Origin of the sequence: Pseudomonas sp. DNDY-54 (assembly GCF_019880365.1) — a bacterium.
In the GTDB taxonomy this organism is placed as follows: domain Bacteria; phylum Pseudomonadota; class Gammaproteobacteria; order Pseudomonadales; family Pseudomonadaceae; genus Stutzerimonas; species Stutzerimonas stutzeri_P.
Genome location: NZ_CP082271.1, coordinates 370,421 through 385,791, shown reverse-complemented (window position 1 = coordinate 385,791; position 15,371 = coordinate 370,421). Strand labels below are relative to the sequence as shown.

13 protein-coding genes are annotated in these 15,371 nt (G+C 63.0%); 5 read left to right on the top strand and 8 right to left on the bottom strand.

Annotated elements, in window-relative coordinates:
• The 3 genes from K4O48_RS01830 to K4O48_RS01820 all read left to right on the top strand — a co-directional run bounded on the left by K4O48_RS01830 (position 1) and on the right by K4O48_RS01820 (position 5,810).
• A complete protein-coding gene (locus K4O48_RS01830) occupies positions 1–2,199 on the top strand; it encodes a xanthine dehydrogenase family protein molybdopterin-binding subunit (RefSeq protein WP_222910494.1) in 2,199 nt (732 codons plus the stop codon).
• Between the two features lie 11 nt (positions 2,200–2,210).
• Positions 2,211–3,452, top strand: coding sequence for a c-type cytochrome (locus K4O48_RS01825; RefSeq protein WP_222910493.1), 1,242 nt, complete (start codon positions 2,211–2,213; stop codon positions 3,450–3,452).
• 390 nt (positions 3,453–3,842) lie between these two features.
• Complete coding sequence (locus K4O48_RS01820) at positions 3,843–5,810, top strand: AAA family ATPase (RefSeq protein ID WP_222910492.1); 1,968 nt, start codon at positions 3,843–3,845, stop codon at positions 5,808–5,810.
• A 109-nt stretch (positions 5,811–5,919) separates the two neighbouring features.
• Here K4O48_RS01820 and K4O48_RS01815 read toward each other — a convergent pair whose 3' ends face one another.
• Entirely contained in the window at positions 5,920–6,996 is a 1,077-nt protein-coding gene (locus tag K4O48_RS01815; protein ID WP_222910491.1) for a GlxA family transcriptional regulator, read from the bottom strand.
• A 112-nt stretch (positions 6,997–7,108) separates the two neighbouring features.
• Here K4O48_RS01815 and K4O48_RS01810 point away from each other — a divergent pair, with 112 nt between their 5' ends.
• A complete protein-coding gene (locus K4O48_RS01810) occupies positions 7,109–8,386 on the top strand; it encodes a tetratricopeptide repeat protein (RefSeq protein WP_222910490.1) in 1,278 nt (425 codons plus the stop codon).
• Positions 8,387–8,426: 40 nt separating this feature from the next.
• On the opposite strand, the gene K4O48_RS01805 is transcribed toward K4O48_RS01810, so the two are convergent.
• The 5 genes from K4O48_RS01805 to K4O48_RS01785 form a co-directional block, all read right to left on the bottom strand.
• Positions 8,427–9,044 (bottom strand): TPM domain-containing protein, encoded by a 618-nt coding sequence (locus tag K4O48_RS01805; RefSeq protein WP_222910489.1) that lies wholly within the window; start codon positions 9,042–9,044, stop codon positions 8,427–8,429.
• A gap of 137 nt (positions 9,045–9,181) precedes the next feature.
• On the bottom strand, positions 9,182–9,940 hold the full coding sequence (locus K4O48_RS01800) for a TPM domain-containing protein (protein ID WP_222910488.1): 759 nt from the start codon (positions 9,938–9,940) through the stop codon (positions 9,182–9,184).
• Positions 9,937–10,560, bottom strand: coding sequence for a LemA family protein (locus tag K4O48_RS01795; RefSeq protein ID WP_172830711.1), 624 nt, complete (start codon positions 10,558–10,560; stop codon positions 9,937–9,939). Before K4O48_RS01795 ends, K4O48_RS01800 begins: the two co-directional genes overlap by 4 nt.
• A 66-nt stretch (positions 10,561–10,626) precedes the next feature.
• Complete coding sequence (locus K4O48_RS01790) at positions 10,627–11,850, bottom strand: CaiB/BaiF CoA-transferase family protein (protein ID WP_222910487.1); 1,224 nt, start codon at positions 11,848–11,850, stop codon at positions 10,627–10,629.
• 179 nt (positions 11,851–12,029) lie between these two features.
• Positions 12,030–13,211, bottom strand: coding sequence for an acyl-CoA dehydrogenase (locus K4O48_RS01785; protein WP_073302831.1), 1,182 nt, complete (start codon positions 13,209–13,211; stop codon positions 12,030–12,032).
• 183 nt (positions 13,212–13,394) lie between these two features.
• Between K4O48_RS01785 and K4O48_RS01780 the strand changes: the two genes are divergently transcribed.
• A complete protein-coding gene (locus tag K4O48_RS01780) occupies positions 13,395–14,315 on the top strand; it encodes a LysR substrate-binding domain-containing protein (protein WP_222910486.1) in 921 nt (306 codons plus the stop codon).
• 205 nt (positions 14,316–14,520) lie between these two features.
• Here K4O48_RS01780 and K4O48_RS01775 read toward each other — a convergent pair whose 3' ends face one another.
• A complete protein-coding gene (locus K4O48_RS01775; RefSeq protein WP_222910485.1) occupies positions 14,521–14,907 on the bottom strand; it encodes a helicase in 387 nt (128 codons plus the stop codon).
• 135 nt (positions 14,908–15,042) lie between these two features.
• Positions 15,043–15,315, bottom strand: coding sequence for an HU family DNA-binding protein (locus K4O48_RS01770; RefSeq protein WP_158187095.1), 273 nt, complete (start codon positions 15,313–15,315; stop codon positions 15,043–15,045).
• Positions 15,316–15,371 lie beyond the last annotated feature (56 nt).

Sequence of the window (15,371 nt, the reverse complement as noted above, 5' to 3'; positions counted from 1 at the left end):
ATGAACAAGCCCGAACCAACGCTGCAATCCTCTTTGCGACGCCACCTGCTCAAGGTTGGCAGCCTGGCCTTCGGCGGGCTGGTGATCGGTTTTTCGCTGCCCTTCAGTGGCCGCAGCTTCGCCGAGCAGATCCTCAATGAAGGGCCTGAAGACCAACCAATGTCCAACGCCACAGCGCTGGATGCCTTCATCAGTATCGACCGCGACGGCCAAGTGACCTTTACCGTGCCGAAGATCGAGATGGGCCAGGGTGCGCAGAGCGGCCTGGCAGTCATGGTGGCCGAGGAGCTGGAAATCGGTCTGGACCAGATCATCCTGAAGGAAGCCCCACCGAACGAGGCGATCTACAACGACAAGCTGCTCAACTTTCAGGCAACCGGCGGCTCCACCTCAATCCGTAGCAATTGGGAACCCTTGCGCCAGGCCGGCGCTGCGGCGCGGCTGCTGCTTATCCAGGTGGCCGCACAGCGCTGGCAGGTCGGCGCCGACCGGCTACGTGCCGAGAATGGGCGGGTGCTTGGTCCTGACGGCCAGAGTGCCGGCTATGGTGAACTGGTTGAAGATGCGTCGAAACTGCCGGTCCCGGAAAACATTCCGCTCAAGTCTCCTGAACACTACAGGCTGATCGGCAAGCCGACCCGGCGACTCGATACGCCAGCCAAGGTCAATGGCAGCGCGCGATTCACCATCGACCTGGTGGTGCCAGGCATGAAATACGCCTCAGCCCGCGCCTGCCCGGTGCTGGGCGGCACCGTGCGCAATGTGGACGATCGTGCCGCAAGATCGGTCCCGGGCGTGATTGACGTGATCCGCCTGGAGGACGCCGTCGCCGTCATCGGTGAGCACACCTGGGCTGCATTTGCCGGTCTTCGCGCGCTGGAAATCGAGTGGGATTACGGAAAAAACGCCAGCATCGACTCGGCGCAAATGGAGCGGGAGATCAAGGAGTCGCTGGACAAGACCGGCGCCATTGCCAACGAGCAGGGCGACATCGACAAAGCCCTCAAAGACGCGGCAAAGACGTTCGAAGCCGAGTACCAAATGCCGTTTCTCGCCCACGCGGCGCTGGAGCCGATGACGTGTGTTGCCCAGGTTCGCGCCGATGCGGTGGAGCTCTGGGTGGGGACCCAGGTGCCGGTACGCGCGCAGACGGCTGCGGCCGAGGCCTCCGGCCGGCCAGCGGAACAGATCATCGTCAATAACCAGCTCATCGGCGGCGCCTTTGGCCGGCGGCTGGAGGTGGACTTCGTTCACCAGGCGGTGGCCATCGCGGCAAAGGTCGATTACCCCATCAAGCTGACCTGGACGCGGGAGGAAGACACCACGCACGACATGTACCGGCCGCACTACATCGACCGGTTTTCTGCCGCGCTGGACGCCGAGGGCCGCCTGCAAGGCTGGCGCCACACCATCGCGGGGGCCTCGGTGCTGGCACGCTTCGCTCCCGCAGCCGTGCCGGAAAACGGCTTGGATGGCGATGCGGTCGAAGTGGCTCAGCATCCGATCTATGCGATGCCAAACCTGCGAGTGAACTACGTGCCCGTCCCGCCCGGAGCGCTGCGTCCATCCTGGTGGCGGGGCGTCGGGGCGTTGCGCAGTACCTACATGCTGGAAAGCTTCATCGACGAGGTGGCACGCAGCGTAGATCGTGATCCGGTGGAGTACCGCATGGCACTGCTCGGCAACCATCCACGCGCTCAGGCAGCGCTCCGCCTGGCCGCCGAAAAGTCCGGCTGGGGCAAACCTCTGGAAGCAGGCCACGGGCGGGGCGTAGCCGTCCAGGAAGTGTTCGGCAGCTTCCTGGCGACCGTCGTCGAGTTGCACGTCGACGAAAACAAGGCGATCAAGCTCAAGCGCCTGGTGGTAGCCATCGACTGCGGCCAGGTCATGAATCCGGTATCGGTCAAATCCCAGATCGAAGGCGGAACGCTGTTTGGGCTGTCCGCGGCGCTGTTCAACGAGGTCACCGTGAGCGAGGGCCGCGTCGAGCAAAGCAACTTCCACGATTACCGCCAACTGCGCATCAGCGAAGCACCACCCGTTGAGACGTACATCATCGAGAGCCGCGAGGCGCCCGGTGGCGTGGGTGAATCCGGCACGGCGATGATTGCGCCCGCGCTGGTCAACGCACTGGCATCCGCCAATGGCACCCGTATCCGTCGTCTGCCGCTGGCGCGCGCCGGCTACTACGTAATTTGAGGGAGCGCAGCATGAGTATTCAACATGTCCGGCGCCTTTTGCTGGGCGCGGTGCTTGCGTTGTGCAACGGCGCTGCCCTGGCTCAACAATCCGACCCGGCCGCCATCGAGCGTGGCAAATACCTCACCCAAGCTGCCGATTGCCTGGCCTGCCATGTCACGGAACGTGGCAAGCCCTATGCCGGTGGCCTGCCTGTAAAGATGCCGTTCGGCACGCTGTACACGACCAACATCACCCCTGACAAGGAAACCGGCATCGGCGACTGGAGCGACGACCAATTCGTCGACGCCATGCAGAGAGGTGTCGGTCCGGATGGAAAGCACTACTACCCGGCCTTCCCCTATACGTCCTACAGCCTGATGCCGCGCGACGATATCCTCGCCATCAAGGCGTATCTGTTCAGCCTGGAGCCGGTGAACCAGCCCAACCGGGAGAACGACATCGCCTTCCCGTTCAATCAGCGCTGGGGCATTGCATTATGGAACCTGCTGTTCCTCGATGACGAACGCTACCAGCCCGACCCCGAGCAGTCGGCGCAATGGAACCATGGCGCCTACCTGGTCGAAGGCCCGGGCCACTGCGGCGAATGCCACACGCCGCGCAACCTGCTGCAAGCTAAAAGCGGGTCGAAAGCACTGGGGGGCGCCACCATTCAAGGCTGGGCGGCCTGGAATATTACCGGTGACGAGCAGAGCGGGATCGGTGGCTGGCCAGACGAAGCGCTGGCCAGCTACCTCGCGACCGGCGTCGCACCGGGGTACGGCGTCGCAGGCGGTCCGATGGCCGAGGTGGTCAACCACAGCCTCCGGCATCTGACGCCAGAGGACATCCAAGCAATGGTGGTGTATCTCAAGTCAGTGCCTGCACAGCCAGCCGAGGTCAAACGACCGGACGAGAAAGCGCTAGCCAACCTGCCCCCGAAACAGACCGAACACCCTCTGGGGCAGAAGCTGTTTGCCGATACCTGCGCCAGCTGTCACCAATGGGACGGGAGCGGTCGCCAAAGCGATTACGCCTCGCTGCGGGGGCTGCGCACGCTGAACGATCCCCAGGCGTTGAACTTGATTCAGGTGATCATCAATGGCGATGCGCTACACGGCCCCAACGGCCATCACCTGATGCCGGCCTTCGGACGTCATTTCAATGACCGCGAGGTGACCGCGCTGAGCAATTTCATGCTCGGCCATTTCGGTTCGGCCCCCGCCACGCTCACCCCCGAGATCATTGCCGAACGGCGTCAGCAAGGTCACTGACCGCCGCGCAAACCAAGCCATCCCATCGGACCCTGGCCGGAGCCACAGCCGTCAGAGGTTCGATGGGTAAACCGCTGATTGAATCCATTGCGCAGGTGCCGCTACGTTCAGCGGAACGCTTCCGGCCGTTTCGGTTCCGCGCCTGAGCGGTCATTCGTCGCAAACCTACCCGCCATTCGTCGCATGGCCACTTGGATGATGGCACATGCCGTATTCTCGCCGGCTATCGGAGTTCGATAACCCGATCAGCAGTCCGGCATATAAATCGCATCCAACGAGCCCGTACTGCCCAGCGCCACCCGATTGGCGCCTGCGGGACCTCCCCGTAAAACTGTGGTCCGCCTCACGGCGGTTGTTTGTCGAACATCGGGATTCCCGATTGGATGTGAAATGAAAACACCACGTCTGCTACAAGGTCGCCGCGGCCCTGTACTGTCCGTTCTGCTCGTATTGATCATCGCCGCTTGCCTGGGTTACTGGCAGCTCAAGCCCGCCGTTCCGACGGTGCCCGCCACGGGTGCTGCCGCCAGCATGCTCGAAGCGCTGCGAGAGTCCACCGAACCATGGGAGACGAACCGTCAGGACCTGTCGGTGCTGATGAGCGACCTGCGGAACGCCACAATCTCCAGCGCCGCACTGGGCAAGGATGCGGTCTATGTCAGCCTGACTGATGGCCTGCGCTACTGGATACCGGATCAATCCGGCCGCGTGGCCCAGTTGCTGCTTGATCATTACGCCAGCAGCGAAGGCCAACTGTTCCCGCTGACGCTGTTCGAAACAGATGGCGAAGCGCCGTGGTACAAGGCACTGGTTCCGTATGCGCCCTTCATCCTGTTACTCGTCGGTGCGCTGACCTATCTGGCGATCAAGAGCCAGGCATTCCGGGTGCAGCGAAAGGGCAGCGGCATTTCGTTTGCCGACGTCATCGGTGCCAGCGAAGCCAAGCAGGCCCTTACCGACGTCACCGACTATCTTCGCGACCCCTCTGCCTATGCCGCGCTGGGCGCCCGCCCGCCGAAGGGCGTGCTGCTCACCGGCGAGCCCGGCACCGGCAAGACTCAGCTGGCCAAGGCGCTGGCGACCGAGTCCAATGCCAGCTTCATCCAGGTCACCGGCAGCGACTTTTCCTCGATGTACTTCGGTGTCGGCATCCAGAAGGTCAAGGCGCTGTTCCGCACCGCGCGCAAGCAGGCGCCGTGCATCATCTTCATCGACGAGATCGACGGCATCGGCAAGCGCGCTGAACAGCAGCGCTCCAGCGACGCCGAGAGCAACCGCATCATCAACCAGTTCCTCACCGAGATGGACGGCTTCGACGGCGCCAGCGGCGTGCTGGTGCTGGGCGCCACCAACTTCCCCAATTCGTTGGACCCGGCCTTGGTGCGTGAAGGACGCTTCGACCGTTCCATCGCCGTCGGCCTGCCGGGACTCGGCGACCGCGAAGCGCTGTTCCGTCTCTATGCCGGCAAGATCCGCGCCGCGCAGGACCTCGACTTCGCCCAACTGGCGCGCAACACCGTCGGCCTGACGCCCGCCGCCATCGCCTATATCGCCAACCATGCGGCGCTGCTCGCGGCGCGTGCCAGCGCAACGACCGTGGACATGAACCACTTCGTCGATGCCGTGGAAACCTGCCGCATCGGTGAGCAGCCCTCGGGCGTCACGCCCATGTCGCCCACCGATCGCAAGCGCATCGCCGTGCATGAGGCCGGCCACGCGCTGGTCGCCGCCGCGCTGAAAGTGGGCCGGGTGGAAAAGGTCACCATCCTGCCGCGCGGCCAGGCGCTGGGCGTGACACTGGTGACGCCGGTGGAAGACAAGCGCCTGCACATGGAATCCGAGCTGCGCAACCGCATCCAGATGCTGCTGGCCGGTCGTGGCGCCGAGCAGTTGTACTTCCACGAGGTGTCATCCGGCGCCGGACAGGACCTGCAGGAAGCCTCGAAGATCGCTTTGTCGATGGTCGGCGCGCTGGGCATGGGCCCGAGCGGCTCGCTGCTGAGCCTGCAGGCCGTGCGCGATGCGCATATCGAATTCGATTCCGGTGAATCCATCCGGGCGGCCGACACCCTGCTCAAGCAGCTCGATCGAGAATGCATGGCCCTGCTGCAGCGGCTCAAGCCAGCACTGGATGAGATCGCTGACAAGCTGCTAGCCGAGGAAACCGTTCCGGGTGAAGAAGTGCTCGCGGCCATCGAGCGCCTGCCCGAGCATCATCATGAGGCCAGCGTCAGCTCGATCATTGGCCATGCCATGAGCAGCATTGACCGGGTGGCCGCCAGCGCCATGGAGAGCACGGAGTTTCTCGATCTGGCGCCGGCGGAGCAACCCGAGGACGACGGTCCGGGCATGCTCTGAGCCCAGCGCCCGCCCTCGGGCTGCAGCGATTATTGAAACCAGCGCCACCGTCCTGGGTGGCGCGTCGTCAAGGGCGACAGCCGGCAGCTGACGTCGTCCGTCAACCCGTTCAATGCGCACCGACGACGGCGGCTGGCGTCGCCACGCTGGCCAGGCGCCGCGCCAATACACCGAAGCGCCCGCGGTATTGGGCCGGCGTCAGGCCGACCTTGCGCCGGAACAGTCGGCCGAAGAATCCGGCGTCTTGATAGCCCACCTCCCAGGCGATGGCTTCCACGGGAAGATCTCCGCTTTCCAGCAATTGTTTGGCTTCCTCCAGCCGCAGGGTGTGCACGTAATCCAGAGGCGACAGCCCGGTGGCCTGGGCAAAGCGGCGCTGAAAGGTTCGCTCCTGCAAGCCGCTGATCCGCACCATCGCCGCCACGGGCGCTTCGCCGTCGTAATGCTGCGCCGCCCATTCCTGACAACGCGCAATGACCGGATCGGCAAGCTGGCCGGTGCGCATCATCGCGGCGTAGGCAAGCGGGCTGGTCGCATCCCAGTCGAACAGGTTCATCCTGGCAACTTCCATGGCCTCTCTGGCGCCAATGAAGCGGGCAATAAGAAACAGCCCCAACGCGTGCCAGCTGCTGCCGCTGCCTGACATGACCAGCCGCTGGCCGATCCCCGCGGTTACCAATGCCTTGTCCGGCTGCCAGTGGACCTCGGGGTATTCGCGGCGCAGGCAGTCGCAATAGCCCCAGTGCGAGGTGCCTTCGCAGCCTTTCAGCAAGCCGGTACGGGCCAGCAATATCGCGCCCGAACAGGCCGACGCCAGCGTCGCGCCTGCCTCGTAACGCTCACGCATCCATTGCGCTTCCTGGTCGTAGCGGTCATCCAGCGGTTCGAACGGACTGATCGCCAGGTTGCTGACGATCACCACATCGACCGACGGCGCGTTGCCAAGGCTGGCGTGAGGCTGAATCGGGACATCGTTGTATGCCCGCAACGGTTGCCCGTCGCGGCTGACAATCAGCGGATAAAAGGGTGATTCGACGTCGGTCTGGTTGATCAGCTGCTGCCAATCGCGGCGGGTGCCTAACAATAAATCGTAGAGGCCGAACAAGGTCGAGGCCGTGCTGTCCGGCGTCGCCAGGAGGGCGACGGTCAAGGGTGACAGGCTTTCAGCATGATCCGAGCGTGTCATGGCGGAAATGGCCGTTTTGTTTCCAGGATGACTTTAGTCCGACTCCCCTGCCGCCTCGACTATAGGCTCCGTTGGCACCTGCCAACGAACTGGACTCATGGAGCATAGAACAATGAAAGACGCACATGGCTACCAACTGACCGGCTGCAATGGCCAGGCGCAGGTCCTGCTCGACCAGGCCCTCGCGCAGTTTCGCTGCCTGCGCACCGATTCGCTGGCGAGCACCGAAGCCGCTCTCGAGGCTTCCCCTGAACTGGTGATGGGCCACATCCTGCATGCCTGGCTCTATCTGCTGGGCACCGAAGCGGCCGCGATACCGGTTGCGCAAGCGTCGCTGGAGCAGGCCCAGGCACTGCCGCAGAACGACCGTGAGGCGCGCCATATACAGGCCCTGCAACTGCTGATCGCTGGGCGCTGGCACGCATCGGGACGCACGCTTGAAGACCTCAGCCTCGATTACCCTCATGACCTGCTGTCATTGCAGGCAGGCCATCAACTGGACTTCTTCACTGGCGATGCCCGCATGCTGCGTGACCGTATCGCCCGCGCCTTGCCGGACTGGTCAGCGGCTGTTCCCGGCTATCACGCCGTGCTCGGCATGTACGCGTTCGGGCTGGAGGAAACAGGCGACTATCGTCACGGCGAGCGGATTGGCCGCGAAGCCGTGTCGCTGCAGCCCGACGACGCCTGGGCGCAGCATGCCGTCGCCCACGTGCTGGAAATGCAGGGTCGTCGCGAGGAAGGCATCGCCTGGATGCGTGGCAATCCGGCCTGGCAACAGGACAGCATGCTCGCCGTGCACAACTGGTGGCACCTGGCGCTGCATTACCTGGAGCAGGACGACTTTGACACAGTGCTGGCGCTCTTCGATGGGCCGATCGACGGCCATCAAGGCACCCTTGCACTGGAGCTGATCGATGCCAGCTCGATGCTGTGGCGCCTGCAGCTACGCGGGGTCGATGTGGGTAACCGTTGGGCGGGCGTGGCCGAACGCTGGGCGGCGATGGCCGAGGATGGCCGTTATGCCTTCAACGATTTCCATGCGGCGATGGCGTTTGCCTGCAGCGGCCGCGAAGAACTGCTCGGCCAGCTGCGTGAAGCACAACAGCGTGCCGGCCAGCGCGACGATGACAATGCGCGCTTCACCCAGCTGATCGGCAGGCCAACGGTGGAAGCGGCGGTGGCATTCGTCGAGGGTCGCTATGGCCGTTGCGTCGATCTGTTGCGGCGGGTTCGCAGCCAGGCCCACGTGTTTGGCGGTAGCCACGCGCAACGTGACCTGATCGACCAGACACTGATTGCCGCGGCTCGTCGCAGCGATCAGAACAACCTGGTTCGCGGCCTGCAGCGTGAACGCGAGTTGCTTGCTCGACAGCGCAGCGTGGTCTGAAGCGAGAGGGATGCCGGCGCCGCTGACATCCCTTTTAAGGCTAAGGCAGCACCACCAGATGATTCGGCAGCTCATTGCGTTCGTGCGTGGCGGGAACCTGTTGTTTCAGCAGCGAGCCGCAGGCCTCGATACAGCCGAGGAAACCTTCAAGCACCTGCCCGTCACGCACCTTGCCGGTAAAGTCCGCGACAATCGACTCCCACGCGCCGTTATCGATGCGACTGGAGATGCCCCGGTCGACCAGGATTTCGACGTAACGCTCGGCTTCGGAGACAAAAATCAGCATCCCCGTTCCGCCTTCGGTGTGGTGCAGATTGAGTTCGATGAATTGCCGCCTCGCCAGGTTGCAGGCGCGCCAATGGCGAACCGAACGTGGGATAAGCCGGCTGGTCAGGCTAGGAATACGGAAAATCACCGCCAGCACGATAAACGTGAGCCATTGCACCAGCAGAAGCTGCCAGGCGGACAACCAACCGCTGAAAAACAGCAACGCCCCCGGCAGTAACAGCGAGATAAGACTCGCCCAGAGCAACGGGATATAGCGGTAGTCATCCGCCTGGCCTGCCAGCACCGTCACCAGTTCGGCATCCGTGTCACGCTCGATACGGTCGATTGCCTCGGCTACCTGCCGCAGCTCGCTTTCGGTCAAAAGTGTCATTGCGTATCCATCATTGAGAGGCTCTTGTCTTATTGGTTGGGTCACGCATCGGCCCACGCGGCTGAGTGAATGCTGCCGCGTCGTTCAGTGTGATGCGCGCTGGGTGGATACGCGGGGTGAGGCCGGATTCACCGACGTCACCACCCACCGGAGGCGCCACCGCCACCAAAGCCGCCGCCACCGCCCCCGAAGCCACCGCCGCCGCCAAAGCCGCCTCCGCCACCGCGACCCATGCCGCCGAGCAGCGCACCGAGGAGCAGCGCGCGTCCCGCGCCGCGACCGCCGCCACGACCGCCTCGTCCGCCACCAATCACAAAGATCGCCACCAGCATCAGGAAGAAGCCCAGAATGCCAAGCCCGCCGGGCTCCTGCGCCCCCATGGGCATGGCCGGACGCATCGCAGCCGTCTGCAGCGGATCACCTCCCAGCACCTGCACTATCGCGGCCGCGCCCTCGGTAATCCCGCGGGTAAAGTCGCCTTCGCGGAAAGCCGGGGTGATGATGCGGTTGATGATGACGGACGACTGCGCATCAGTGAGCCGCCCTTCCAGACCGTAGCCAACTTCAATACGAACCCGGCGGTCGTCACGGGCGACAATCAGCAGCGCGCCGGTGTCTTCATCCTTCTGCCCGATGCCCCACTCACGGCCCAAGGCGACACCGTACTCTTCAATACTCCGCCCCTGGAGGTCCGGCACGGTGACGACGACCACTTGCTCGCCGCTGGCCTGCTCATGGGCAGCGAGCATGCTGCTCAGCCGCGCCTCGGCCTGGGTATCGAGCAGTTCGGCCTGATCAACAACCCTGCCACTCAGTGCCGGCAGCTCGACTTCCTGAGCGACTACACCGCTCGCCCAGAACAGCAGCGCCAGAATCAGCGAAAGCGGACGCGTCATTGAAACTGCACTTGCGGCGCCTGCTCGGCGTTCTCCGCCGTCGCCTCGAAGTTCTCGCGGATCGGCATGTCGCTGTACATCAGGCTGTGCCAGATACGACCGGGGAAGGTTCGGATTTCGGTGTTGTAACGCTCAACCGCAGCGATAAAGTCCCGGCGCGCCACAGCAATGCGGTTTTCCGTGCCTTCGAGCTGCGATTGCAGGGCGAGAAAGTTCTGGTTGGACTTCAGGTCCGGGTAGCGCTCGGACACCGCCATCAACCGGCTCAAGGCGCCGGTCAGCTGGTTTTGCGCCTGCTGGAATTGCTGCAGCTTCTGCGGGTCATCGAGATCGTCCGCGCTGAGCTGAATCGAGGTGGCCCGCGAGCGAGCCTCGATGACCGCGGTCAGGGTTTCCTGCTCCTGACGGGCAAAGCCTTTAACGGTCTCGACCAGATTGGGAATGAGATCGGCGCGGCGCTGGTACTGGTTTTCCACCTGCGACCAAGCCGATTTCACCTGCTCATCGTATTGAGGAATGTTGTTGATGCCGCAACCGGCCAACAGCCAGGACATGAACAAGACAACTGAAAGCTGCCAGGTGATACGTAAGCGCTGCGTCTGCATGATGTGCTCGTCCATCCAAAAATCCAGGGTACAGGAATAAGGATAGCCAAGCGGCCCGAGAGTTCAGGCCACCGCCGAGCGTCAAATCACCCCAGACTGCCGCAAGGAAAGAATCTTCTCGAAACTCAAACCGACCAATTGCTGCAGCACCGCTTCGCTGTGTTCACCCAGCAGCGGCGGCGCCTTGCGGTATTCAACGGGCGTCTCGGAAAGCCGGATGGGGCTGGCAACCTGAGGCACGCTGCCGGCAAGCGGATGCGACATCTCCAGCTGAAGACCTCGCGACTTGACCTGCGGATCAGCGAAGACCTGCGCCAGGTCGTTGATCGGGCCACAAGGCACACCGGCCTGCTCCAGCAGCGCCACCCACTCAGCCGTGGTGCGGAACACCGTGACCTGACGGATCATCGGCACCAGCTCCTTGCGATGAGCAACCCGTGCCTTGTTGCTGGCGAAGCGCGGATCATCAGCCCACTCGGGATGGCCAGCTACCTCGGCAAACTTGCGGAACTGGCCATCGTTGCCAATCGTAAGAATGATGTCGCCGTCTGCTGTGGGGAAATCCTGATACGGCACGATATTCGGATGCGCGTTGCCCATGCGCTTGGGCGCGACGCCCGTGGTCAGGTAGTTCATCGCCTGGTTCGCCAGGCAGGCGACCTGCACGTCGAGCAGCGCCAGTTCGACATGCTGACCGATTCCGCTCTGCTCGCGATGGTTGAGCGCGGCGAGCACACCAACCGTGGCGTACAGGCCGGTGAGGATGTCGGTCAGCGCCACACCGACCTTGACCGGACCGGCGCCTTCTTCGTCCTCGGCGCGCCCGGTCAGACTCATCAGCCCGCCAAGGCCCTGAATCATGAAATCGTAACCGGCGCGATTCGCGTACGGCCCATCACTGCCGAAGCCGGTGATTGAGCAATAGATCAGCTTTGGATTGATCGCCTTGAGGCTTTCGTAATCCAGCCCGTAGGCCGCCAACCCGCCGACCTTGAAGTTCTCAAGCAGCACATCGCACCGCGACACCAGCTCACGAATGATCCGCTGGCCCTCGGGCTGGGTGAAGTCCAGGGTCAGGGACTGCTTGTTGCGGTTGGCGGAGAGGTAATACGCCGCTTCCGAGGTGTTCTCGCCCTCCTGGTCTTTCAGGTAGGGCGGGCCCCAATGACGGGTGTCATCGCCGGTGCGCGGGCGCTCGACTTTGATCACCTCGGCGCCCAGGTCACCGAGGATCTGCCCGGCCCAGGGGCCAGCCAGCACGCGCGACAGATCAAGGACGCGGATATGGGAAAGGGCGCCAGGCATGAGCTAAAAACCTCAGGATGTGATCGCCGCGCCAGGAGAAATGCAGCCTGCAGCAGGGCGAGGAAACGTAGGGTGGATGACGCTTTATCCATCTACCGTGCAGGGTGAAGGTGGATGAAAAGAGCGTCATCCACCCTACAGCGATGTCGGTGTTTTACGTAGGTCGGTCAGCGTGCCGCTTAGAAGAACGCCTGGATGCCGGTTTGCGCGCGGCCCAGGATCAGCGCATGCACGTCGTGGGTACCTTCGTAGGTGTTGACCACTTCGAGGTTGACCAGATGCCGCGCCACGCCGAACTCGTCGCTGATGCCGTTGCCGCCAAGCATGTCGCGCGCCAGACGGGCTACGTCCAGTGCCTTGCCGCAGCTGTTGCGCTTCATGATCGAGGTGATCTCCACAGCCGCGGTGCCTTCATCTTTCATTCGGCCCAGACGCAGGCAGCCTTGCAGGGCCAACGTGATCTCGGTCTGCATGTCGGCCAGCTTCTTCTGGATCAGCTGATTGGCAGCCAGCGGGCGACCGAACTGCTGGCGGTCCAGGGTGTACTGACGTGCGGTATGCCAGCAGAACTCGGCGGCACCCAGGGCACCCCAGCTGATGCCGTACCGGGCGGAATCCAGGCAGGTAAACGGACCGCGCAGGCCACGCACGTCAGGGAAGGCGTTCTCTTCTGGGCAGAACACGTTGTCCATGACGATTTCACCGGTGATCGACGCACGCAGGCCGACCTTGCCGTGAATCGCCGGTGCGGACAGCCCTTCCCAGCCCTTTTCCAGCACGAAGCCGCGAATGGCGCCCTCGTCGTCCTTCGCCCAGACCACGAAGACGTCAGCGATAGGGCTGTTGGTGATCCACATCTTGGCGCCGGACAGGCGATAGCCGCCGTCGACCTTCTTGGCGCGGGTGACCATCGAGCCCGGATCGGAGCCATGGTTCGGTTCGGTCAGGCCGAAGCAGCCAATGAACTCGCCGCTGGCCAGTTTGGGCAGGTACTTCTGCTTGGTTTCTTCGTTACCGAACTCGTTGATTGGCACCATTACCAGCGAGGATTGCACGCTCATCATCGAGCGATAGCCAGAGTCGATGCGCTCCACTTCACGCGCGATCAGGCCGTAGCAGACGTAGTTCAGGCCGCTGCCACCATAGGCTTCGGGAATGGTCGCGCCAAGCAAGCCGGTGTCACCCATTTCACGGAAAATCGCCGCATCGGTGCGCTCGTGGCGGAAGGCTTCCAGAACGCGAGGCGCCAGCTTGTCATCGGCGAACTGCTGAGCGCTGTCACGCACCATGCGCTCTTCATCGGTGAGCTGCTGATCGAGCAGCAGCGGGTCGATCCAGTTGAAGCTTGCTTTGCCGGCCATGGGTGGTCCTCTTGTCGTAGACGATGAACCGGGCGCAGGGCCCGATGCAGCATTGGATGGATTGATACTAGAAGCTGCCGGCGCACCCAGCAAACGAGTAATTCGCAACAACCTGTGCGATTTACTCACTCCAGGCTAAGCTCAACACCCTGAACACCCGCTAATTAGTGAGGCAGTCGCATAATGCGTCGCAAGATCCCCAGTACAGCCGCGCTTGTCGCCTTCGAAGCGGCCGCACGCCACCAAAGCTTTACCCGTGCGGCCGAAGAGTTGGCGCTGACCCAAAGCGCGATCTGCCGACAGATCGGCGGGCTGGAAGAATTCCTCGGGCTGGAGCTGTTCCGCCGTTCCCGCCGCGGCGTGAAACTGACCGAGGCCGGCCAATCCTATGCAAGGCGAGTCGCCACCCAGCTCGATGCGGTGGAGCGCGACACGCTGTCAGTGATGGGCCAACAGGGTGCGCAAACCATCGAACTGGCGCTGGTGCCGACCTTTGGCACGCAATGGCTGCTGCCACGGCTGCGGCAGTTTCAGGCGTTGCACCCGGAAATCACCGTCAACCTGACCAACCGCACCCGCCCCTTCCTGTTCGCGGACACCGAGTTCGACGCGGCGATCTACTTTGGCGATGGCGACTGGTCCGGCACCGTCGCGCATCCGCTGATGCCGGAACAGTCGGTGCCGGTGTGCAGCCCGGCCCTGCTGAACGGTGCAAATGGGCTGGCGCCACTGACCATCGCTGAAATGCCGTTGTTGCAGCAGACCACACGCCCCTACGCCTGGCGGCAGTGGTTCGATTCGCTGGGAATGAAAGTCGCACGCGACATGACCGGGCCGCGCCTGGAATTGTTCTCGATGCTGGCTCAGGCCGCTGAACATCAAATGGGCGTCGCGCTGATTCCGCCCTTCCTGATCCAGCGTGAGCTCGCCGAGGGACGCTTGATGATTGCGCATCCGCACGCCTATCGCCGCGAAGGGCAGGCCTACCACTTGATGATCCCCGAGCGCCGCGTGGAATCAGCGGCGATGAACGCCTTTCGAGACTGGCTGCTCGACGAAGCCCGCGCCTGGATGGCGCAGCAGGGTTCGATCGCAGCGCGCTGATTGCCACCGCGATCCCGGAATCATTGAACCGACTGCGCGCTAATATTCAGCAGAGGTCGCCCGCGGCCAAGCCGAGATCAAGCCCCGGGGCCGCCACTCAGCCAGCCTGGCGGGACTACTACCCGCAGCCGGGCTGCGTTCAAACGCTACGTTGAAAAGTACAATTTTTTCCTACGGCAGCTGGTGAGGTCAGCGGCGTCTCAGCTCACGCCGCCTCAGGCTTCTTCTTCCGCGGCTTCAGATACTTGGTCAGGCCCTGGAACCACATCACCAGCGCTGGGTTGCCCTGGATCTGGATGTCCTTGTTCTGGATGCCCTGCATAAAGGCCAATTGCTTGTTCTTGGCATTCATGGTGGCGAAGCCGTAGGCGCTGTCCTTGAATCCAATGGCGAACGCTGGATCGGTTGCGGTGCCGCCGTGACTCGTCACGCGCTGATCCTTGACCACGTAATGCCGCGCGACTTTGCCGTCGAGCGTATGCAGCTGGAAGGTCAGGTCTTTATCGCCGAGCTGTTTCTGGAAATCAGGATTGGTGCGGCTGGCCTTGGCCATCAAGCGACCAAGCATCCAGAGGAGAAAGCGAAATTTCATGATGGCCGACCGTTGGCGGGAAAAGCGGCATTGTAGCGGCTGGTCTGAGCGGCGGAAGCAGGAAAACAGAGGGGTCCGGAATGGACTGCCCAGTCAGGCTGACCGGAGCCTGGGCGGCTCCGGGCAGGCGCGCGCTCAGTTGATCGCGTCTTTCAGCATCTTTCCCGGCTTGAACGCCACGGTGTTGCTGGCTTTGATCGTAACGGGCTCGCCCGTTTGCGGGTTCTTGCCGGTACGAGCGCCACGGTGACGCTGAAGGAAGGTGCCGAAACCAACCAGTGTCACGCTGTCCTTGCGGTTGAGCGCGTTGGTGATTTCATCAAGTACGGCATTGAGTACACGATTGGCCTGATCCTTGGTGAGATCGGCCTTGTCGGCGATGGCGGCTGCGAGTTCCGGTTTGCGCATAGGTAGCCTCTAAGACTTTATTGTTGTTGTTCGCTGCTCTCCGAACAGCGTCCCGA

What these genes read in the sequence shown, in the direction of transcription:
- K4O48_RS01830 (WP_222910494.1), top strand. Translation starts at nt 1, where the DNA reads ATGAACAAGCCCGAACCAACGCTGCAATCCTCTTTGCGACGCCACCTG.
- K4O48_RS01825 (WP_222910493.1), top strand. Translation starts at nt 2,211, where the DNA reads ATGAGTATTCAACATGTCCGGCGCCTTTTGCTGGGCGCGGTGCTTGCG.
- K4O48_RS01820 (WP_222910492.1), top strand. Translation starts at nt 3,843, where the DNA reads ATGAAAACACCACGTCTGCTACAAGGTCGCCGCGGCCCTGTACTGTCC.
- K4O48_RS01815 (WP_222910491.1), bottom strand. Translation starts at nt 6,996, where the DNA reads ATGACACGCTCGGATCATGCTGAAAGCCTGTCACCCTTGACCGTCGCC.
- K4O48_RS01810 (WP_222910490.1), top strand. Translation starts at nt 7,109, where the DNA reads ATGAAAGACGCACATGGCTACCAACTGACCGGCTGCAATGGCCAGGCG.
- K4O48_RS01805 (WP_222910489.1), bottom strand. Translation starts at nt 9,044, where the DNA reads ATGACACTTTTGACCGAAAGCGAGCTGCGGCAGGTAGCCGAGGCAATC.
- K4O48_RS01800 (WP_222910488.1), bottom strand. Translation starts at nt 9,940, where the DNA reads ATGACGCGTCCGCTTTCGCTGATTCTGGCGCTGCTGTTCTGGGCGAGC.
- K4O48_RS01795 (WP_172830711.1), bottom strand. Translation starts at nt 10,560, where the DNA reads ATGGACGAGCACATCATGCAGACGCAGCGCTTACGTATCACCTGGCAG.
- K4O48_RS01790 (WP_222910487.1), bottom strand. Translation starts at nt 11,850, where the DNA reads ATGCCTGGCGCCCTTTCCCATATCCGCGTCCTTGATCTGTCGCGCGTG.
- K4O48_RS01785 (WP_073302831.1), bottom strand. Translation starts at nt 13,211, where the DNA reads ATGGCCGGCAAAGCAAGCTTCAACTGGATCGACCCGCTGCTGCTCGAT.
- K4O48_RS01780 (WP_222910486.1), top strand. Translation starts at nt 13,395, where the DNA reads ATGCGTCGCAAGATCCCCAGTACAGCCGCGCTTGTCGCCTTCGAAGCG.
- K4O48_RS01775 (WP_222910485.1), bottom strand. Translation starts at nt 14,907, where the DNA reads ATGAAATTTCGCTTTCTCCTCTGGATGCTTGGTCGCTTGATGGCCAAG.
- K4O48_RS01770 (WP_158187095.1), bottom strand. Translation starts at nt 15,315, where the DNA reads ATGCGCAAACCGGAACTCGCAGCCGCCATCGCCGACAAGGCCGATCTC.